We start from the raw sequence: 18595 nt of genomic DNA, 5'->3' as shown, positions 1-18595 counted from the left end.
TGGCTCACGCCACACTTCCTTCCATGACCAGGTCGAGCACGGCGTGCTCGTCGATTTCGTGGGCCGGGCTCTCGTGCACGGCCTGGCCGTCGGAGATGACCAGTACCCGGTCCGCCAGGCCGAGCACCTCGGGGATCTCGCTGGACACGACGATCACGGCGGCGCCGTCGTCGGCCAGGCGGCGGATCAGGGTGTAGATCTCGGCACGCGCGCCGACGTCGACGCCGCGCGTGGGCTCGTCGAGCAGGAGCACCCGGCAGCCGTGCACGAGCCAGCGGGCCAGCAGCGCCTTCTGCTGGTTGCCGCCGGACAGCGTGCGGGCGTTGCGGTCCACGGACGCGGGTCGCAGGTCGAGGGCCTCGACCTGCTCCCGCGCCGCGGTGCGCTCGGCGCCCTCGTCGAGCAGACCCCCGCGGGCGATGCGCGCGAAGGTGGACAGGGTGATGTTGCGGTAGACGGGCTCGTCCAGGAGCAGGCCCTGGCTCTTGCGCTCCTCGGGGCACAGGCCGATGCCCGCGGCCACGGCGGAGTCCACCCCGCCGCGCAAGCGCTTGCCGCCCACGCGCACGGTGCCCGACGTCGCCCGGCGGGCGCCGTAGATCGTCTCCAGGATCTCGGACCGGCCCGATCCCACCAGGCCCGCCAGGCCGACGATCTCGCCGGCGCGGACGGTGAGGGAGACGTCGGAGAAGACGGCACCGAGCGCGAGGCCCTCGACCTCGAGCACCGGCTCGGCGTCCTGCGGGACGCCCGGGCGCTCGGGGAACGCGTACTCGACCGAGCGGCCCGTCATGAGCTTGATCAGGTCGTCGGTCGGGGTGTCCGCCACCACCAGGCTCTCCGCGACGGTGCGACCGTCCTTGAGCACGGTGATCCGGTCGCCGAGCTGGCGGATCTCCTCCAGCCGGTGCGAGATGTAGACGACGGCCACACCGTCGGCCGTGAGCTCACGGACGATGCGGTGGAGGTTGCCGACCTCCTCGGAGTCCAGCACGGCGGACGGCTCGTCCATGATGACCACGCGCGCGTCGCGCGACAGCGCCCGGGCGAGCTGCACGATCTGCTTGCCCGCGGCGGGCAGGCTGCCCACCTCGCGGTTCGGCGAGATCTCGTGGTGGCCGAGCCGGTCGAGAAGCTTGCGGGTGTTCCGGGCCGCCTCGGACCGGCGCGTGACGCCGCCGCTCGCGAGCTCGTGCCCGAGGTAGATGTTCTCGGCGACGGTCAGGCCGTCGACGACGTCCAGCTCCTGGTAGATCGTCGCGATGCCGAGCCGGAGGGCCGCGACGGGGTCGGAGATCGTGACGGGGGTCCCGTCGAGCAGGATCTCGCCCGCCGTCGGCTGGTGGGCACCGGCCAGGGTCTTGATCAGGGTGGACTTGCCCGCCCCGTTCTGGCCCAGCAAGCAGTGCACCTCGCCGGGGCGGACCTCCAGGTCCACGCCGTCGAGCGCCCGCGCGCCGGGGAAGTGCTTCACGATGCCACGCATCTGCAGCAGGGGCTGCCGTGCCGTCTGAGGTGCCGGCTGCTCTGTCGGTTGGGGGTCTGCGTCGACCATGTATCGAACGTAGAGGGACTTTTGCCGACCGTCAAGCAAAAGTCGCGACTTCGTTGGCCATGATTCACTAGAGGCATGGTGGAAGTGGCACGGGACGTGGTTCAGCAAGCACCGAAGGTCTCTGGAGCGGGTGACATGTTCCAGCTCCTGCGTGACGGGCGACCCCGCACACGGGCTGACCTGGCCGCCGTCACGGGACAGGCCCGGTCGACGGTGGCGGCGCGCATCGACCTGCTCATGGCGGCGGGCCTCATCGCCCCGGCGGGCGAGGCGACGTCGACCGGCGGACGCCCGCCCGCGACCTTCGCGTTCGCGCCGTCCGCGCAGGTGGTGCTGGGTGTGGACCTCGGCGCGACGCACGCCCGGCTGGCCGTCACCGACCTCGCCTCCACCGTGCTCGCGCACCGCGAGATGCCCCTGCTGATCACCGACGGGCCCGGACCGGTGCTCGACCGCGTGGCCGAGGCCGGCACGGAGCTGCTGCGCGAGGCCGGACGGTCCGCCGGCGAGCTCGCCGGCGTCGGCGTGGGCCTGCCCGGGCCCGTGGAGCACGCGACCGGCCGGCCCAACAACCCGCCGATCATGCCCGGCTGGGACGACGCCGACGTCCCCGCGATCCTGGGGGCCCGGTTCGACGCGCCGGTGCTCGTCGACAACGACGTGAACATCATGGCCCTCGGTGAGCACCGGGCCGCCTGGCCCGACGTCGCCGACCTGCTGTTCGTCAAGGTCGCCACCGGCATCGGCGCCGGGATCATCGCCGACGGCGCGCTGCGGCGCGGGGCGCAGGGCTCCGCGGGCGACATCGGGCACGTCGCGGTGCCCGGCGTCACCGACGTGGTGTGCCGCTGCGGCAACGTCGGGTGCCTGGAGGCCATCGCGAGCGGGCTGGCCGTCGCGAACCGGCTGGAGGGCGCCACCACCCCCGCCGACGTCGTGGCCATGGTGCGTGCCGGCGACGTCGCCGCGAGCCAGGCTGTACGCCAGGCGGGCCGGGACATCGGCGCCGTGCTCGCCACGAGCGTCAGCCTGCTCAACCCGTCGATGATCGTCATCGGCGGCATCCTCGCCGACGCCGGCGAGCACATCGTGGCCGGCATCCGCGAGGTGGTCTACCAGCGCTCCCTGCCCCTGGCGACGCAGCACCTGCGCATCGTGACCGCCCGCACCGGCACGCAGGCCGGCGTCCTGGGCGCGAGCGCCATGGCGGTGGACCAGGCCCTCTCCGCCGAGGCGGTGGACCGCCTGGTCGCCTGACCCACCCCGCGCACACGACAGACGCTCAGGTCACCCGCGTGACCTGAGCGTCTGCCGTGGGGACCTAGCTCAGGTCCTTGACCCGGACGTCGCGGTAGCTGACCGCCTCGCCCTGACCGTGGTTCTGGAGCCCGATGAACCCCTGGCTGAGGTCACGCGCGGGGTCGGTGCTGACGAAGTCGTTCACCAGCTCGCCGTTGAGGAAGACCTTGATCGTCTGCCCCTGGACGCGGATCTCGTACGAGTTCCAGGACCCGACCGGCTTCAGCGCCCGCTCCACGACCTTCGGGTCCGCGCCCTGGAAGGTGTAGATCGCGCCCGTGGTGCGGTCCGGCAGGTCGGTGGCGTCGATCTGGATCTCGTACCCCTGGTTGACGGCGATCCACGGGTCGTTGCCCGGGTCCGGGAAGCCGACGAAGACACCGCCGTTGTCGTCCTTCTTGAGCTTCCAGTCGAGCTTCAGGCTGTACTCGTTCAGCTCCGTGGAGTGCCAGAGCAGACCCATGCCACCGGCCCCGCGGATCGTGCAGTCGGCCTGGCGGCCGAACGAGCCCGGGCCGGCCATGTTCCAGCCGTCCAGCGAGGCCAGCGTGCCGTCGAACAGCGCGGTGTAGCCCCGCTCGTACCGCTTCGGCTCGCAGATGTCGGCCCCGCCGCCGACCTTGAGGAGGTCGAGGTTGACGTTGCCGTCGTCGTCCGCGTCGTACCGCAGGGTGATGGTGTTGACGCCCTTGCGCAGGTCGAGCGACCGGGTCGCCGTCGCCCAGGTCTTCCAGTCACCCGTGGACTCGAGCGCCCACGGCTCGACCTCCTCGCCGTTGACGAGCACCGACACCGTCTTGGTGCCCTGGAACGGGTTGGGCCCGTTCGAGTAGCGCAGGCTCACCGGCTGGGTGCCCGCGCGCTTGACGGTGGTGGTGAAGGTCGCCGAGGCGCCCACCTCGGTGAAGCCCGCCGCGAACCCGGAACCGGAGTAGCCGTTGTGCTCGTTGGCCACGTTCGCGCTGCCGCGGAGCGTCGCCTCCTCCGCCTCCTGGAAGCCGGCCGGGGCCTTGTACCCGGGGATCGCGTTGAGGGTGTACCAGGCCTCCGTGTTCCAGAGCTCCCGGCCCTCGGTGTCCGCGAACGGGCGCGGGCTGCGCAGGTGCACCACGTAGCCGGGCTGGCGCCCGTCCACGGTGAGCGTGACCTTCGTGCGGTCCCGGGAGACCGTGGCACCCGAGACGAAGAGCTGCTGCTCGTCGACCTTCGGGCCGCCGTAGGCGCGCGTGGGCACGTAGCGCCAGTGGTCCAGCCGGAACGCCGCGTTCGGGTTCTCGGCGATCTTGTCCACCGTCTCCTGCGACAGCGGCTGCGTGTACTCGACCTCGAAGCCCTTCTTCGTGACCCGCATCTCGGTCATGTCGAAGGCGTCCTCGCCGTTGGGCGTGAGCTTCTGCAGGCCGTAGCGCAGCTTGCCGGGCTCGCTCCAGTTGCCGCCCTCGCCGATGCCGCCCACGTACAGGGCGCCGTCGGGGCCGACGACGGTGCGGTTCACGCCCGCCTCCAGACCGGCCGAGTGGCGGAAGACGGCGCCCTGGTACTCGCCGTCGACCTTCTCGAGGAAGCCGCGCTGCAGACCGCCGTAGGTGACGTCGCCGAACACGAGCTGGCCCGCGTACGGGCCCTCCTCGAGCTGCACCGGGGCACTCGGCGAGTTGCCGATCTCGTTCTGCGGCACCCAGAGCGCCGGGGCGGAGACGGGCTGGTCGTCGTACGGGCCGGCCGGGTTGGTGAAGTGGTTGAAGAACTTGCCCTGCTCGATGTGCACGAGCTTGGAGCTGGGCAGCCACGCGCCCTGGTTGTCCATCACGAACAGCTCGCCGTCGGGGCCCTTGACCATGCCGTTCGGCGTACGCAGGCCGCCGGCCACGTACTCGACCTCGCCGGTGCGGCGGTCGATCCGGATGGCCGTGCCGCGGTTCTCGGCCGGCTGCGGGTCCGTGGTGGCACCACCGTTGTTGATGGCGACCGACAGGTTCACGTAGAAGTACTTCCGGTCGTGCAGCAGACCGAAGGCGAACTCGTGGAAGTTGCCGCCGAAGGGCCACTGCGCCACCGTGCGGTGGTTGTCGTAGAAGCCGTCGCCGTCCGGGTCGGTGAGCTCGGTGAGCCCGTCCCGCTCGGACACGTAGATCGAGTCGCCGATGACGGCCACACCCATCGGGTTGAACAGGTCGGTGGCGACCTTCTCGTACGTGACCTGGTCCTTGGACGTCTCACCGGTCACGTTGTCGAGCAGGAACACCTCACCCGGCTCGGGGTTCTCGACCCAGCCGCCCGGGCTCACCGAACCGGAGGTGACCACGGCGAGGCGGTCGTCGTCGGTCCAGTCGAGCGCGGCGACCATGGGCTCGAACCCGTCAGGGCGCAGGTCGGTGAGCGTGTAGCCCGGGTAGACCGAGTCGAGGCGCATGCCGTCGCCGGCACTGTCGTCCTGGCCCTCGCAGTACTTGGTGCCCGGCGCGGTCACGCGCACGACGCCGGCCTCGGTGCTCAGCACGCTGGACGGCACGACGACGAAGTCGCTGGTACCCGGCGTCCGCCACTCGAGCTTGAGGATGTTGTCGTTGGTGTTGTCGAAGTACTCGACGCGCAGGTCGTGGTACCCAGCGTCGAGCGCGACGGTGCCCTCCTTGGACGTCGCCTCGTGCAGGCCGTCGTGGTCGATGACCACGGCGTCGTCGATGACCAGGCGGGAGCCGTCGTCGCTGGTGAGCCGGAACTCGTAGTTGCCGGCGGCCGGGACGTCCAGGTTGGCCAGCGCGTGCGCGATGAAGCGCTCGCCCATCCCGAAGTCGGCCTCGGTCGAGTAGTCGATGGTGGGCTTGAGCTGGTCGACGTTCGGCGTCTGACCCGAGCGGAGCGTGCACAGCTCGCTCAGGTCGCGCGCCAGGTCATAGGTCCGCAGCGTCACCCCCGGCTCCTGCGGCGGCAGGTCGTCCGCCGCCGTCGCGGCGGGGACGGCTCCCGACAGCATCACCGCTGTCAGCGCGACGGCGGTCGCGCCTGCGGCCGCCCGTCGCGTGAGGGTCGTGGTTCCACGTTGTGGCATGAGGTCTCCTCGGTCGGCATTGACCTTGCGGCTAGCAACCTAAGGGGACTTTTGTCGCCCGTCAAGCAAAAGTTGTCAGATCCTCAGCGTTACGGGGACACAGATCGGCGCCCGGACCCGACGGGATCCGGGCGCCGAACGTCGTCTCCAGGGCCTACCCGGCGGTCAGCGCTTCCGGCCCGCCCTCCAGCAGCAGCTTGAAGCCGTCCTCGTCGAGGGTCGGGATCTCCAGGGCCTCGGCCTTGGCCGCCTTGGAGCCCGCGTTCTCCCCCAGCACCACGTAGTCGGTCTTCTTCGACACCGAGCCGGAGGCCTTGCCGCCGGCCGCGATGATGGCCTCCTTGGCGCCGTCGCGCGTGAAGTCCTCCAGCGAGCCGGTCACCACGACGGTCAGGCCCGCCAGCGGCCCGCTCGGCTCGGTGTCGGCCTCGGCCATCGCCGCCGGCCCCGGGTGACCCGGGGTGGCGAGCTGCACGCCGGCCGCGCGCCAGGCGGCCAGGATGTCCTGGTGCCAGTCCACCGCGAGCCAGGCCTTGATCTCGGCGGCGATCACGGGACCGACGCCCTCGACGGCCGCCAGCTCCTCCTCCGAGGCCGCCTCGATCGCGTCCACCGACCCGAACCAGCCCGCGAGCGCCCGGGCCGCGACGGGCCCGACGTGCCGGATGTTCAGCGAGACGAGCATGCGCCACAGGTCTTTCGTCTTGGCGCGCTCCAGCTCGTCGAGCAGCTTGGTGGCACTGGCCGACGGCGCCCAGTCCGGCAGGGTCTCGCCAGCCTCCTCGGCGGCGGTGCGCTGCGCCTTGCTGTACGTCAGCTTGCGGCGGAACGGGGCGCGGCGGCGTGCCACGCCGTCGTCGTCCGTCTTGGGCAGGCCGGTCTCCGCGTCGCGGACCACCGCCTCGATGGGCAGGAGCTGGTCGAGCGTGAGCGAGAACAGCCCGGCCTCGGTGACCAGGGGCGGGGTCTCGGGCACGTCGGGCTGCGTGAGCGCCGCCGCCGTCACCTCGCCCAGGGCCTCGATGTCGAGGCCACCGCGGGATCCGATGTGCTCGACCCGGCCGCGCACCTGCGCCGGGCAGGACCTCGCGTTCGGGCAGCGCAGGTCGACGTCGGCCTCCTTCATGGGGCGCAGCGGCGTGCCGCACTCCGGGCAGTTCGCCGGCATCACGAAGTCCTCGCGCGGGTAGCCGTCGTCGGCGAGGGCCGGCACGGGGCCGAGGATCTCGGGGATGACGTCGCCCGCCTTGCGGAGCACCACGACGTCGCCGATGCGTACGCCCTTGGCCCGCACCACGTCCTGGTTGTGCAGCGTGGCCTGGCGCACCGTGGAGCCCGCGACCAGCACCGGCTCCATCACGGCGTACGGGGTGGCGCGCCCGGTGCGGCCCACGCCGATCTGGATGGCGAGCAGGCGGGTGTTGACCTCCTCCGGCGGGTACTTGAAGGCGATGGCCCAGCGGGGCGCCCGGCTGGTCGACCCCAGGCGGCGCTGCTGCTCCAGGGCGTCGACCTTGAGGACGATCCCGTCGAGCTCGTGCTCGATGTCGTGCCGGTGCTCGCGGAAGTACTCGATCATCTCCAGCGCGCCGTCCAGGCCGTCGACCACCCGGTTGTGCGGTGACACGGGGATACCCCACTGCTCGAACAGCGTGTACGCGTCGGACTGCCGGGCCAGCTCCTCGTGCTCCCCCGCCTGCCACTGCAGGGCGCCGACCCCGTGCGCGTACATGCGCAGGCCCTCGACACGGGCGATACCGGCCTCCAGCTCCAGCCCGTCCTTGTTCTCCAGGAGCTGGCGCAGGCCGCCCGCCGCCGCGTTGCGGGGGTTGGCGAACTGGGGGAAGCGGCGCAGCGCGGCCACGCGCGCACGCTCCACGTCGAACTCCTTGCCGGCCTGCCGGCCGGAGCGCTCCCGCGCCTCCTCCACGACGCGCTCGCGCAGCTCGGCCTGCAGCTCGTTGAGCCGTGCGAAGGTCGCGACCGGGATGAACACCTCGCCGCGCACCTCGACCAGGTCGGGGTGGCCCTCGCCGGACAGCCGCTGCGGGATCGCGGCGATCCGGAGGATGTTCCGCGTCACGTCCTCGCCCACCCGGCCGTCGCCCCGGGTGACGCCCCGCACCAGCCGCCCCTTCTCGTACACGAGCGAGATGGCCAGCCCGTCGATCTTCACCTCGCAGAGCAGGCCGGGATGCTCGGTCCCGAGGTCTCGGTGCACCCGGTCCGCCCAGACCGCGAGCTCCTCGGTGCTGAACGCGTTGTCGAGCGAGAGCATCTGCTCGATGTGCTCCACGGTGGCGAACCCGGCCGCGGCCACGCCGCCGACGCTCTGCGTGGGCGACTCGGGGCTGGCCAGCGCGGGGTGGGCGGCCTCCAGCGCCTCCAGCTCGCGCATCCGCACGTCGTACTCCGCGTCGGACGACACAGGCGAGTCGTTCTCGTAGTACGCCCGCCGGTCCTCCTCGATCCGGGCCACCAGCTCGGCCCACCGACGCTGCGCGGCGGCCTCGTCGCTCGTCGTGTCGCCGGTCCCCGGGATGCCTGTCGTCTCGCTCACAGACACAATCATGGACTGAACCACTGACATCCGGCCGGGCGGGCACCGAAGCCCGCGCCGAAAGCTCTGTCGACCTGGGCATTCGCATCACTGCGGACCCTGTCGCGCACGGTCCGGGTGCCGCTACCATTCGAGCAAAATGCCAGGAATCTACTGAGAGCAGGGGTCCCTTGAAGATTGCCGTCGTCGGTGCCGGTTTCGCAGGCCTGGCCACCGCGAAGATCCTCCGAGAGTTCGAGCACGACGTCACCGTCTTCGAGAAGGCGCCCGACGTCGGCGGCGTGTGGAGCGCGACGCGCCGTTACACCGGCCTGCGGACCCAGAACAACAAGGACTCGTACGCCTTCTCCGACCTGCCCATGCCGCGGGACTACCCCGAGTGGCCGACGGGCGAGCAGGTCCAGGCGTACCTCGAGCGGTACGTCTCCACGTTCGGGCTCCGCCCGAGCCTGCGCCTGGCCACCGAGGTGGTCCGCGCCGAGCCCACCGACGCCGAGGACGGCTGGATGGTGACCGCCCGGCGCATCGGCGCGCCGGTCTCGGCACCCGAGCGGTTCGACCACCTGGTCGTCGCCAACGGCATCTTCTCCGACCCGGTCTTCCCGCAGTACGAGGGCTACGCGGACCTCGTGCGGGCCGGCGGCAAGCTCGTCGCCTCCAGCCAGCTCAACACGCTGGACGAGGCCCGGGGCAAGAACGTCGTCGTGGTCGGGTACGGCAAGTCGGCGTGCGACGTCGCCGCCGAGATCGGCCCCGTCGCCGCCTCCACCACCGTCGTGGCGCGGCGGCTCCTGTGGAAGATGCCCAAGCGCGTGGCCAACTCGCTCAACATGAAGTACCTGCTGCTCTCCCGGTTCGGTGAGGCGCTGTTCCGCTACCAGGACCTGGACAACGGCATGGAGCGGTTCCTGCACGGTCCCGGCGACAAGGTGCGTGCCGGGATGCTGTCCAGCATCGGCTCCGTCGCGACCTGGCAGTTCAAGCTCAAGAAGCTCGATCTCGTGCCGCGCGGCGAGTTCGCCGAGATCGCCAACAGCACCGTGTCACTCTCCTCGGACGGCTTCTACGAGCAGGTCGCCAGTGGCGCCATCACCGTCCACCGGGACACCGAGATCCAGCGGTTCGAGGTCGACGGCGACCAGCCGGTGGCGGTGCTCAGCGACGGTGGGCGCATCCCCGCCGACCTGGTGGTCTGCGGCACGGGCTTCCACCAGCGCGTGCCCTTCCTGGACGACGCCGTGGCCGCACGCCTCGTGGACGACAAGGGCAACTACCAGCTCTACCGCCAGATCCTGCCGGAGGGCGTGCCGAACCTGACCTTCGCCGGGTACAACTCGTCGCTGTTCTCCCCGCTGTCCGCCGAGGCGGGAGCGATCTGGATCGCCGCCTACCTCGCCGGCGTGATCGAGCTGCCGCCGGTCGAGGAGCGGCGCAAGCACGTGGCCGAGCGCGTGGCCTGGATGGAGCAGCGCACGGGCGGCAAGCACGCCCGCGGCACCAACGTCATCCCGTTCTCGATGCACCAGATCGACGAGACGCTCGACGAGGCCGGCGTGAACATCAGCCAGCGGGCCCGCACCGTCCAGTGGCTCCTGCCGATCGACCCGTCGGTCTACCGCAACGTGGTGCCCCGCCTCAAGGAACGCATCGCGGCCCGCGCCAAGGACCGCGTCGGCTCGGACGCCTGACGCACGGCGTGACCTGGTTTCTGCGGTGAGACCTGGTGGAGCAGCACCAGCTCTCACCGTGGACTCCAGGTCTCGGCGATCACGGCCGGGAGGGCCGGCCCGTCAGCGTTCCGGTGGCGGGCCCGCGTCCGGCGGGGTGAAGCGGACCGGCAGGGTGCGCGGGTAGCGCGACCACGGCGAGACGGACATCTGCAGCGACTCCGCCGGCACCCGCAGCTCCATGTCGAGGATGCGCCGCAGCAGGGTCTCCACGGCGATCCGGCCGATGAGCGGGCCGATCCGGTGCGCCGGGCACGCGTGCGCACCCGCGCCCCAGGTCAGGTGGAACCGGCTGCCCAGCTCCTCCCAGGGGTCGTCCGTACGGATGGCCCGGTCCGCGTTCGCGGCGGCGACGGCGGGGACGAGGGCGTCGCCGTACGCGATCCGGCGCCCGCCCAGCTCGCAGTCCTGCCGGGCGAACCGGGGCAGCACGTGCGGCGCCGGCGGGTGCCGCCGCGACACCTCGTCCAGCGCGTCGTCCAGGTCGAGCCGTCCCCGGCGCACGCGGGCCGCGAACGCGGGGTCGGTCAGGATCATGTGCAGGGTGCTCGCGATCCAGGCGATCTCGGCGTCGTGACCCAGGCTGAACATCACGCCGATCGAGGCCATCACCTCGACGTCGTTCGCGTGGTTGGGGTGGTTCACCAGGGCGGTGGTCAGGTCCTCGCCCGGTTCGGCCCGGTGCGTCGCCACGAGCACCGCGAGCAGCGACTCCTGCTCCCTGGCCGCCGCACGGGCCTGCTCCGTGCCCGCGTAGAGGGCCTCGGTGAGCTCGTGCATGCGGTTGCCGTCGGACAGGCTCATGCCGAACATCTCGGTCATGACCATGACGGGCACCGTGACGGCGTAGTCGGCCACGAGGTCCGCCTGGCCGCGCGGCATGATCCGGTCGATGATCGCCTCGCACGTCACCGCGACGGTACGGGCGAGGCGCTTCTCGTCGACGGCGCCGAGCGCGTCGTCAAGCGGCGCGCGCAGGCGGCGCTGCTGCATGCCGTCCAGGAAGTACGCGTTCTCCCGCGGCGCCAGCGCCGCGAACACGCCCGAGTCCGCCGGGAGGGAACGCTCCTGGACGTAGCGCCAGTTGCGGGAGTTGCGGGAGAACAGCAGCTCGTTGCGCATCACGCTGCTGGCCTCGTCGTACCCCAGCACGAGCCAGGCGGGAACACCCGGCTCCAGGTCCATCGGGGCCACGGGACCCCACTCCTCGCGCAGCCGCTCGTAGATCTTGTGCGGGTCGCGCGCGCTCGTGATGTCCGACAGCTGCATGCGGTCCGGGATGTCCTCCAGCCGCTGGTGCAGCCTGTTGGCCAACGTCACGCGTTGACCTTCTGGAAGACCGGGAAGGTCATCGCGTGCTCGACGAGGGTGATGAGGGTCAGCACGGCGGACTGGCGGTCGCGTGCGTCGCACTCCACGATGGGCGTCTCGGGCAGCAGGTCCAGCGCCGCCCGGACCCGCTCCAGCGGGTAGTGCGGCGAGTCCGGGAACTGGTTGACCACCACCGCGAACGGGATCTTGGTGCGCAGCTCGAGCTGGTCCAGCACCTCGAAGCTGTCCTCCAGGTGGCGGGTGTCAATCATGACGAGCGCGCCGACGGCGCCGTCCGCCAGACCGGCCCAGAGGTCCCAGAAACGGCGCTGGCCCGGGGTGCCGAACAGGTACAGGGCGATGTCGTCGGTCACGGTGATGCGACCGAAGTCCATCGCGACCGTCGTCGTCTCCTTGTTCGGCTGCCCCGGGTCGATGCCGACGCTCGCCGTGGTGATGCGCTCCTCGGTGCGCAGCGGGTCGATCTCGCTGACCGCGCCGATCAGCGTCGTCTTGCCCACCCCGAAGGCACCCACGACCAGCACCTTGACCGACCGTGCGACGGTCGGCGCCAGGTGCTGTCCGGGCGCGGTGCGGTCAGAGCTTGCGGAGTCCATCGAGAATCTTCTCCAGGATGTCCTTGCCGGGCAGGACGTGCGCTTGATGGTTGGAACGGATGGTCAGGTTCCCCGAGTCGACCAGGTCCGAGACCATGACCGCCACGAGGCTCACGGGTAGCTGCAGGTATGCCGCCACCTCGGCGAGCGCGAGCGTGCCACGGCAGAGCTGGACGAGCTCGCGCTCCATCCGGCCCGCCGTCGAGAGCACTGGCCGGCTCTCGACGGCGCGCACGAGCGTCTCCGGTCGCAGCGTGTTGCGCGACGGGTGCGCCCGCCCCGAGGTGAGCACGTACGAGCGCACCGGGTGGTCGCGGTACTCCTCGGTGTCCATCCCCTCGCCCCCTGTCGGTCGGTCGGGTCCTGGTCGAGCTGTGATGCCTGAACCTCCGGGCCCGGACGGGCCCGGTCACTGCTTTCCTCGGTACTTTCCGGACGGCGCCGGCGGGCCGTCAGCCCGTGATCGGGTCGGTGCGCAGGGTGCGCTCCCCGATCTGCAGCACCTGGGCCTGCATCTGCTGGGCGATCAGCGCCGGGTCGATGACCGCCTCGGTCACGACCGCGAGGCGGGAACCGTCACCGGCCCCCCGCACGAACAGGAACCCGCCGTCGAACTCCACCATCACCTGGCGGATCGTGTCGCTGTTCCCGAACTCCCTGCTCATTCCGATACCCAGTGCCGCCAGTCCGGCGCACGCCGCCGCCACCTTGTCGGCCACGTCCAGCGGTGTCTGGTCCGTCCGGACCTTCATCAGCCCGTCCGAGGTGAGCACGACGACATGCCTCACCCCCCGTACACCACTGATGAGCTCGAGCATCCAGCTGTTGCCGTCGGTGCTCGTCATGCCGTCGGCCTGCGTAGTCATCGGTCCTCCGAAGGTCCGCCGGCACCGGCCGGCGGTTCGCTGCTGTCAGGTGAGTCCCCGAACCGAGCCTCGCTCGAGCTGAAGAAGGCGCCCATCCACTCGCCGGCCTCCTCGGCCGTCTGAGCAGCACCCGGAGCGCTGGTACGGGGCTCCGGGGCCGTGGTCCGTCCTTCGGGCGCGTCCGCCTCGCCTCGGCGCGAGCGCCGCTGCGGGAGCGCGGACGGCTCGGGGAACTCGTCGTCCTCCGGGCGGGGCCGCCCAGGACGCAGGGGCAGCTCGCCAGGGGCCTGCACCGGGGCACCGGCCACGGGCGTCTCCTCCTCGTCGTCGACGGTCTCGCCGGGCGCGTTCAGCGGCTCGGCCAGGACCTCGGTCACAGGGTCGGGTGCCGCGGGAGCGGGCCACTCGTCGTCGTCCGCGGGCTTCGCGGTGGGCAGCTCGGGTGCGAGCGGTGCCTCGACGACGGCGGTGGCGCTGCGGCTGGACCCGAGCGCCGACACCCCGCTGGACGGTGTGGTGGCGCTCGGCAGGGTCGCTGCCGGCGTGAGCATGCCCGACGGCACCACTGCCTCGGTGAGCTCGGCCGGGATCATGACGATGGCGCGCAGGCCGCCGTACACGGACTCGGTGACGTCGACGCGGAAGCCGTGCCGGCGTGCGTAGGTACCGACCACGGCCAGGCCCGTCTGCGGGATCTCGCCGAGCTCGGTGATGCTGATCTCGCGCTTGCCGGACGCGATGTCGCGCGCCTGCTCGAGCTGCTTGAGGTCGAGGCCCACGCCGCAGTCGTCGATCTCGATGACGGCACCACGTTGCACCTGGCGCAGGGCCACGAGCACCTGGGTGGTGGGCGGGGAGGACTGGGTGGCGTTGGACAGCAGCTCTGCCACGAGGTGGATGAGCGGCTCCACGATCCGCGCGGAGACGGCGACCCCGGGGTCACCCGAGACCTCGACGCGGTGGAAGGCGGTGATCCGGCTGGCGGCGCCCTTGACGACGTCGGGCAGCGGGAGGGGCTCGCTCCACTGCTGACCGGGCCACTCGCCGCACAGGGCCGCGAGGCTCTGGGCCTGGCGGGCCTGCTGGGCGGCCGCGTGGTCGACGCGCATGGAGGTCTGCAGGATGTCCGGGTCGGTGGGGTGGCGCTGCACCATGCGCGCCGCCTCCTCCTGGATGCGGTGCGCGGCGGCCTGGACCTTGCGGCTCAGGGCGACCACGGCGACCTGGACGGCGTCGCGGCGGGCGACGCGCTCCTCCTGCACCCGGGCGAGCATGCTCGCGGCCTCGTCGAGGCGGGCCTGGGCGGCGGCGTCGCCGGGCAGGTGCGGCAGCGGCGGGGCGGGCTCGCTGTCGAGGAATGCGGGCAGCTGCTCCTTCGCCAGGGCGTCGAGGGCGGCGGACGCCGCGGCGGCGCGCTCCTCGGCCCGGCGGTAGGCGAGGACCAGGTCCTCGTGCGATGCCATGTCGTCCCGGGAGGACCGCGCCGCGATGAGCGCGGCGGCCACGGCGAGACCGACGGCGGCGATGCCGACCAGCCATGCGGGCCACATCGACGAGGCCCCGGTGGCGGTGAACAAGACAGGTGCCACGAGTACGTAGGCAAGCACGCCGGCGACGCACACCCAGGGCGCGACCTGGCGCAGCCTGCTCGGCGGAGGAGAAGAAGACATCGAGCTCACCGAGCCGATCCCCCTAAGTTGTTGTCTCGTCAGAGTCTGGGAAGACTCGGCTGAAGAGGGCGAACAACCCCCTGGAGTGCAGTTTCTACCACAGAGCGTCCTGGCCGTGGAAGGGCGCGACTGTGGTGCGACAAGCGAAAATATCTGCCATTGAGGAATGTGGCACCCTCATGGCGCGATAACACCACAATAGGGCTAAAAGCGGGCAGGTGCGATGCGGGAGCCTGACGCACCTCCGGGACGGCGACCCGGGCCGCCGCCCGGCCGGCCACCCCGCCGCGGTCGGCCGCGTAGGGTGCTCACCATGAGCGTCGAGCACACCCAGACCACCCCCCGGACCGCTCTCCCCACGACCCCCCTGGACCCCTGGGCCCCCGACCCGTTCGCGTGGCTCGAGGACGTCGAGGGCGACACCGCCCTGGAGTGGGTGCGCGAGCGCAACGCCCACAGCGCGGCTGCGCTCGGCGGCGAGGCCTTCACCGCCACGGAGCGTGCCGTGCGCGAGGTGCTCGACTCGGACGACAAGATCCCGCACGTCTCCAAGGTCGGCGAGCACTACTACAACTTCTGGCAGGACGCCGCGCACCGGCGCGGGCTGTGGCGCCGCACCACGCTCGACTCCTACCGGACCGGCGAGCCCGAGTGGGAGACGGTCCTCGACCTCGACGCCCTGGCCGAGCAGGAGGGCGAGAGCTGGGTCTGGCACGGCGCGAGCGTGCTGCGCCCGACGCCGGAGCAGCTCGCGGCCGGTGAGCCGCGGCGGCACGCGCTGGTGGACCTCTCCCCCGGTGGCTCCGACTCCGACGTGACACGCGAGTTCGACCTGGTCACCAAGCAGTTCGTCGCCCCGGAGGCGGGCGGCTTCGTCCGGGCCCAGGCCAAGGGCGGGCTGTCGTGGGTCGACGCGGACACCGTCTACGTGTACACGGACTTCGGCGCCGGCACGATGACGCCGTCGGGCTACCCGCGGCAGGTCAGGCTCTGGCGGCGCGGCACGCCGCTGGCCGAGGCGACCCTCGTCTACGAGGGCACCGAGCAGGACATGTACATCAGTGCGTCCCGCTCGCACACCCCGGGCTTCGAGCGCGACCTGGTGCACCGCGCCCTGCGGTTCTACGCCAACGAGACCTACCTGGCCACGGGCGTGGGCACGGCCGGGCAGACCCTGACCAAGATCGACGTGCCGGACTCGGCGAACGTGAGCCTGCACCGCGAGTGGATGCTCGTGCGGCTGCGCGACGACTGGAGCGTCGGCGGCGCCACGTACCGCGCCGGCTCGCTGCTGGCCGCGCCGTTCGACGCGTTCATGGCCGGGTCGCGCGACCTGACGGTCCTCTTCGAGCCCACGCCGACGACGTCGCTCGCCGGGGTCACCTGGACGCGGCACCACCTCGTGGTCAACGTGCTGGACGACGTGAAGAACCTGCTCCACGTGCTGACTCCGCCGGCGGACGCCGGGGCGGGCTCGGACGCCGGGGCAGCGGGCGGCGAGTGGGTACGCGGCGAGCTGCCCGTGGGCGGCGAGCTGCTCACCGTCGGCGTGGGCGCGGTGGACGTGGTCGACTCCGACGACGTCTGGGTGGTCACCACCGGCTACCTCACGCCGTCGACCCTGAGCCTGGCCACCGTGGGCGGTACGCCGGCGGAGCCCGAGGTGCTCCGGTCCGCGCCGTCCTACTTCGAGACCGCGGGGCTGGAGGTGCAGCAGCGGTTCACCACGTCCGACGACGGCACCCGGGTGCCGTACTTCGTCGTCGGCCGGGCGGACCTCGTCTCGGGCGCGGCGGGTCCCGCGCCCACGCTGCTGTGGGGCTACGGCGGGTTCGAGCACGCGATCCTGCCCGGGTACTCGGGCACCGTCGGGCGCGCGTGGCTGGACCGCGGCGGGGTGTACGCCGTGGCGAACATCCGCGGCGGTGGCGAGTACGGGCCGGCCTGGCACCAGGCGGCGCTCAAGGAGAACCGGCACCGTGCGTACGAGGACTTCGCCGCCGTCGCCCGCGACCTGGTGGCCACCGGGGTCACGACGCCGGAGCGGCTCGGCATGGAGGGCCGGTCCAACGGCGGGCTGCTGGCCGGCAACATGCTGACCCAGTACCCGGAGCTGTTCGGGGCGATCATCGTGGGCGTGCCGCTGCTCGACATGAAGCGGTACTCGCACCTGCTGGCCGGTGCGTCCTGGATGGCCGAGTACGGCGACCCGGACACCGACGACTGGTCGTTCGTGCGCGGTTTCTCGCCGTACCACCTGTTCGACGCCGCACGGGAGTACCCGCCGGTGCTGTTCACGACGTCGACCAAGGACGACCGCGTGCACCCCGGTCACGCCCGCAAGATGGCGGCGCTCATGCTGGCCGCGGGCAAGGACGTGACGTACTACGAGAACATCGAGGGCGGGCACGGCGGCGCGGCGGACAACGCCCAGGCGGCGTACATGGCGGCGACCCACTGGACGTTCCTGTGGAACCGGCTGGCGGGCTGACCTCCCGGCGTCTGCACGGCTGACTGCGCACCATCGAGTTCGCGGGTCGGCAGGCCGGTCGCACCGGCCCGCCGACCCCGCGGATCGCCGAGCCCCGGGCGGCCGGACGGTCAGGCCTCAGCCTGCTCCGCCAGGGTCTCCGCGACGCGGCCCAGGTTGGCCAGCTCCGCGCGGTGCGCGTCCACCGGGGCGAGCGTGGCGCGGTGCGCGGCCAGCAGCGTGACGTCCGCGAGGCCCTTGGCGGGCAGGCCGATCCGTCGCCACGGGACCGCCACCAGGTCGGACAGCGCGCCGAGCGCCGGGCCCGCGCACTGCGAGACCTGCGCCGGCGGCAGCCCGGCCCACAGCCCGGTGCCTCGCTCCGTCGCCCGGGCGATCAGCTCCCAGGCCTTCTCGTTCCACCCGCCGGGGCCGACGTCGGCCAGGTCGAGCCCCAGCGCGTCGGCGCCCGCGAGCACCACCGGCGGCACTCCCACCCAGGTGCTCCCGAGGTGCACCACCGAGCGCGCGCCCGCGTCCCGTACCGCGGCGAGCACCGGCTCCAGGCCCTCCACGATCTCGGGTCCGGCCACGGCACGCAGCCGCGAGTAGCCGGAGAACGTGGGCAGCACGCCCGCGTGCACCTGGCCGAGCAACGGCTCCGCGAGCTGCACGGTCACCTCGGCGCCGGGCACCTGGGCCACGACGTCGGAGACCAGCCTGCGCACACCGTCGGCGAGCGCCAGGCCCAGGTCGGCACGCGCCCCGGTGTCGGCCAGGACGCGGTCGCCGCGGGCCGCCCAGAGCTGGGCCGCCAGGGTCCACGGCCCCAGCACCTCGACGGTGAGCGCACCCGTGTGCCCGTGCGCCGCGACGGCCAGCGCACCGAGGTCCTCGCGCCAGAACGCGTCCGCGCGCCGGGCGTCGGCGCCGGGGTGGTCGGTGAGCTTCCAGCCGTGGGGGCCGAGCTCGACGGGCATCTCGGTCAGGAGCACCGCCGTCCGTCCCAGCGGGTCCGCGCCCGGGCCGCGCTGCGTGAGCTGCGTCAGGAAGGGCACCGCGTCCACGCCGGTCGGCAGCTCGGCGAGCTCGCCCAGGGCGGTCTGCTGTGCGTCGAGCACGTCACGCTCACCGCCGGGCCAGGGCCCGTGTCCGCTCACTGCGGTCATCGGCTCTCCTCGTTCAGATGGAGGGTGGTGCACGCCAGGGGCGCGCTGTTTCGGTCCCTTGCACGGGATCGGGACGGCTGGTCGGTCGCTTGCACGGGATCGGGACGGCTGATCGGTCCCTTGTACCGGATCGGGACGGCTGATCGGTCCCTTGCACCCGATCGGAACCGCTGATCGGTCGCCTGCACCGGTTCGGAACCGCTGATCGGTCCCTTGCACCCGATCAGGACCGCTGATCGGCCCCTTGCACCCGATCAGGACCGCTGATCGGTCCCTTGCACCCGATCGGAACCGCTGAT

Annotated in this window: 12 protein-coding genes; 3 read left to right on the top strand and 9 right to left on the bottom strand. The window is 72.0% G+C overall.

Annotated elements, in window-relative coordinates; genetic code table 11:
• Positions 1–4: 4 nt before the first annotated feature.
• Complete coding sequence (locus ACO229_RS26630; protein WP_423463285.1) at positions 5–1555, bottom strand: sugar ABC transporter ATP-binding protein; 1551 nt, start codon at positions 1553–1555, stop codon at positions 5–7.
• 135 nt (positions 1556–1690) lie between these two features.
• Between ACO229_RS26630 and ACO229_RS26625 the strand changes: the two genes are divergently transcribed.
• Positions 1691–2812 carry an ROK family transcriptional regulator gene (locus ACO229_RS26625; protein WP_397415164.1) on the top strand — a complete coding sequence of 374 codons (1122 nt, stop codon included), beginning with the start codon at positions 1691–1693 and terminating at the stop codon, positions 2810–2812.
• Between the two features lie 64 nt (positions 2813–2876).
• On the opposite strand, the gene ACO229_RS26620 is transcribed toward ACO229_RS26625, so the two are convergent.
• Together ACO229_RS26620 and ligA are read right to left on the bottom strand one after the other, a co-directional pair.
• Positions 2877–5906, bottom strand: coding sequence for a family 16 glycoside hydrolase (locus ACO229_RS26620; protein ID WP_423463284.1), 3030 nt, complete (start codon positions 5904–5906; stop codon positions 2877–2879).
• Positions 5907–6060: 154 nt separating this feature from the next.
• On the bottom strand, positions 6061–8472 hold the full coding sequence (gene ligA, locus ACO229_RS26615) for an NAD-dependent DNA ligase LigA (protein ID WP_423465353.1): 2412 nt from the start codon (positions 8470–8472) through the stop codon (positions 6061–6063).
• Between the two features lie 164 nt (positions 8473–8636).
• Here ligA and ACO229_RS26610 point away from each other — a divergent pair, with 164 nt between their 5' ends.
• Positions 8637–10154: a flavin-containing monooxygenase gene (locus ACO229_RS26610; RefSeq protein ID WP_423463283.1), complete on the top strand. Its 1518-nt coding sequence runs from the start codon at positions 8637–8639 to the stop codon at positions 10152–10154.
• 102 nt (positions 10155–10256) lie between these two features.
• Here the strand turns inward: ACO229_RS26610 and ACO229_RS26605 are convergent, their stop codons facing one another.
• The 5 genes from ACO229_RS26605 to ACO229_RS26585 all read right to left on the bottom strand — a co-directional run bounded on the left by ACO229_RS26605 (position 10257) and on the right by ACO229_RS26585 (position 14576).
• On the bottom strand, positions 10257–11513 hold the full coding sequence (locus ACO229_RS26605) for a cytochrome P450 (RefSeq protein WP_423463282.1): 1257 nt from the start codon (positions 11511–11513) through the stop codon (positions 10257–10259).
• Positions 11510–12046 carry a GTP-binding protein gene (locus ACO229_RS26600; protein ID WP_397415203.1) on the bottom strand — a complete coding sequence of 179 codons (537 nt, stop codon included), beginning with the start codon at positions 12044–12046 and terminating at the stop codon, positions 11510–11512. The genes ACO229_RS26605 and ACO229_RS26600 overlap by 4 nt, the downstream gene beginning before the upstream one ends.
• A gap of 55 nt (positions 12047–12101) precedes the next feature.
• Positions 12102–12455, bottom strand: a complete 354-nt coding sequence (locus ACO229_RS26595) for a DUF742 domain-containing protein (RefSeq protein WP_119142763.1) — start codon at positions 12453–12455, stop codon at positions 12102–12104.
• A 118-nt stretch (positions 12456–12573) separates the two neighbouring features.
• On the bottom strand, positions 12574–12987 hold the full coding sequence (locus ACO229_RS26590; RefSeq protein WP_220454811.1) for a roadblock/LC7 domain-containing protein: 414 nt from the start codon (positions 12985–12987) through the stop codon (positions 12574–12576).
• The gene (locus ACO229_RS26585) at positions 12984–14576 is read right to left on the bottom strand and encodes an ATP-binding protein (RefSeq protein ID WP_423463281.1); all 1593 of its coding nucleotides are present in this window, start codon (positions 14574–14576) and stop codon (positions 12984–12986) included. Before ACO229_RS26585 ends, ACO229_RS26590 begins: the two co-directional genes overlap by 4 nt.
• A 394-nt stretch (positions 14577–14970) precedes the next feature.
• Between ACO229_RS26585 and ACO229_RS26580 the strand changes: the two genes are divergently transcribed.
• Positions 14971–17148 (top strand): prolyl oligopeptidase family serine peptidase, encoded by a 2178-nt coding sequence (locus ACO229_RS26580; protein WP_423463280.1) that lies wholly within the window; start codon positions 14971–14973, stop codon positions 17146–17148.
• A 110-nt stretch (positions 17149–17258) separates the two neighbouring features.
• Here ACO229_RS26580 and ACO229_RS26575 read toward each other — a convergent pair whose 3' ends face one another.
• A complete protein-coding gene (locus ACO229_RS26575) occupies positions 17259–18296 on the bottom strand; it encodes a hypothetical protein (protein WP_423463279.1) in 1038 nt (345 codons plus the stop codon).
• Positions 18297–18595 lie beyond the last annotated feature (299 nt).

Origin of the sequence: Promicromonospora sp. MS192 (genome assembly GCF_049532985.1) — a bacterium.
In the GTDB taxonomy this organism is placed as follows: domain Bacteria; phylum Actinomycetota; class Actinomycetes; order Actinomycetales; family Cellulomonadaceae; genus Promicromonospora.
Note: the sequence above shows the minus strand (reverse complement) of the source record. Positions and strands in the feature narration are given on the sequence as shown.

What these genes read in the sequence shown, in the direction of transcription:
- ACO229_RS26630 (WP_423463285.1), bottom strand. Translation starts at nt 1,555, where the DNA reads ATGGTCGACGCAGACCCCCAACCGACAGAGCAGCCGGCACCTCAGACG.
- ACO229_RS26625 (WP_397415164.1), top strand. Translation starts at nt 1,691, where the DNA reads ATGTTCCAGCTCCTGCGTGACGGGCGACCCCGCACACGGGCTGACCTG.
- ACO229_RS26620 (WP_423463284.1), bottom strand. Translation starts at nt 5,906, where the DNA reads ATGCCACAACGTGGAACCACGACCCTCACGCGACGGGCGGCCGCAGGC.
- ACO229_RS26595 (WP_119142763.1), bottom strand. Translation starts at nt 12,455, where the DNA reads ATGGACACCGAGGAGTACCGCGACCACCCGGTGCGCTCGTACGTGCTC.
- ACO229_RS26590 (WP_220454811.1), bottom strand. Translation starts at nt 12,987, where the DNA reads ATGACTACGCAGGCCGACGGCATGACGAGCACCGACGGCAACAGCTGG.
- ACO229_RS26580 (WP_423463280.1), top strand. Translation starts at nt 14,971, where the DNA reads ATGAGCGTCGAGCACACCCAGACCACCCCCCGGACCGCTCTCCCCACG.
- ACO229_RS26575 (WP_423463279.1), bottom strand. Translation starts at nt 18,296, where the DNA reads ATGACCGCAGTGAGCGGACACGGGCCCTGGCCCGGCGGTGAGCGTGAC.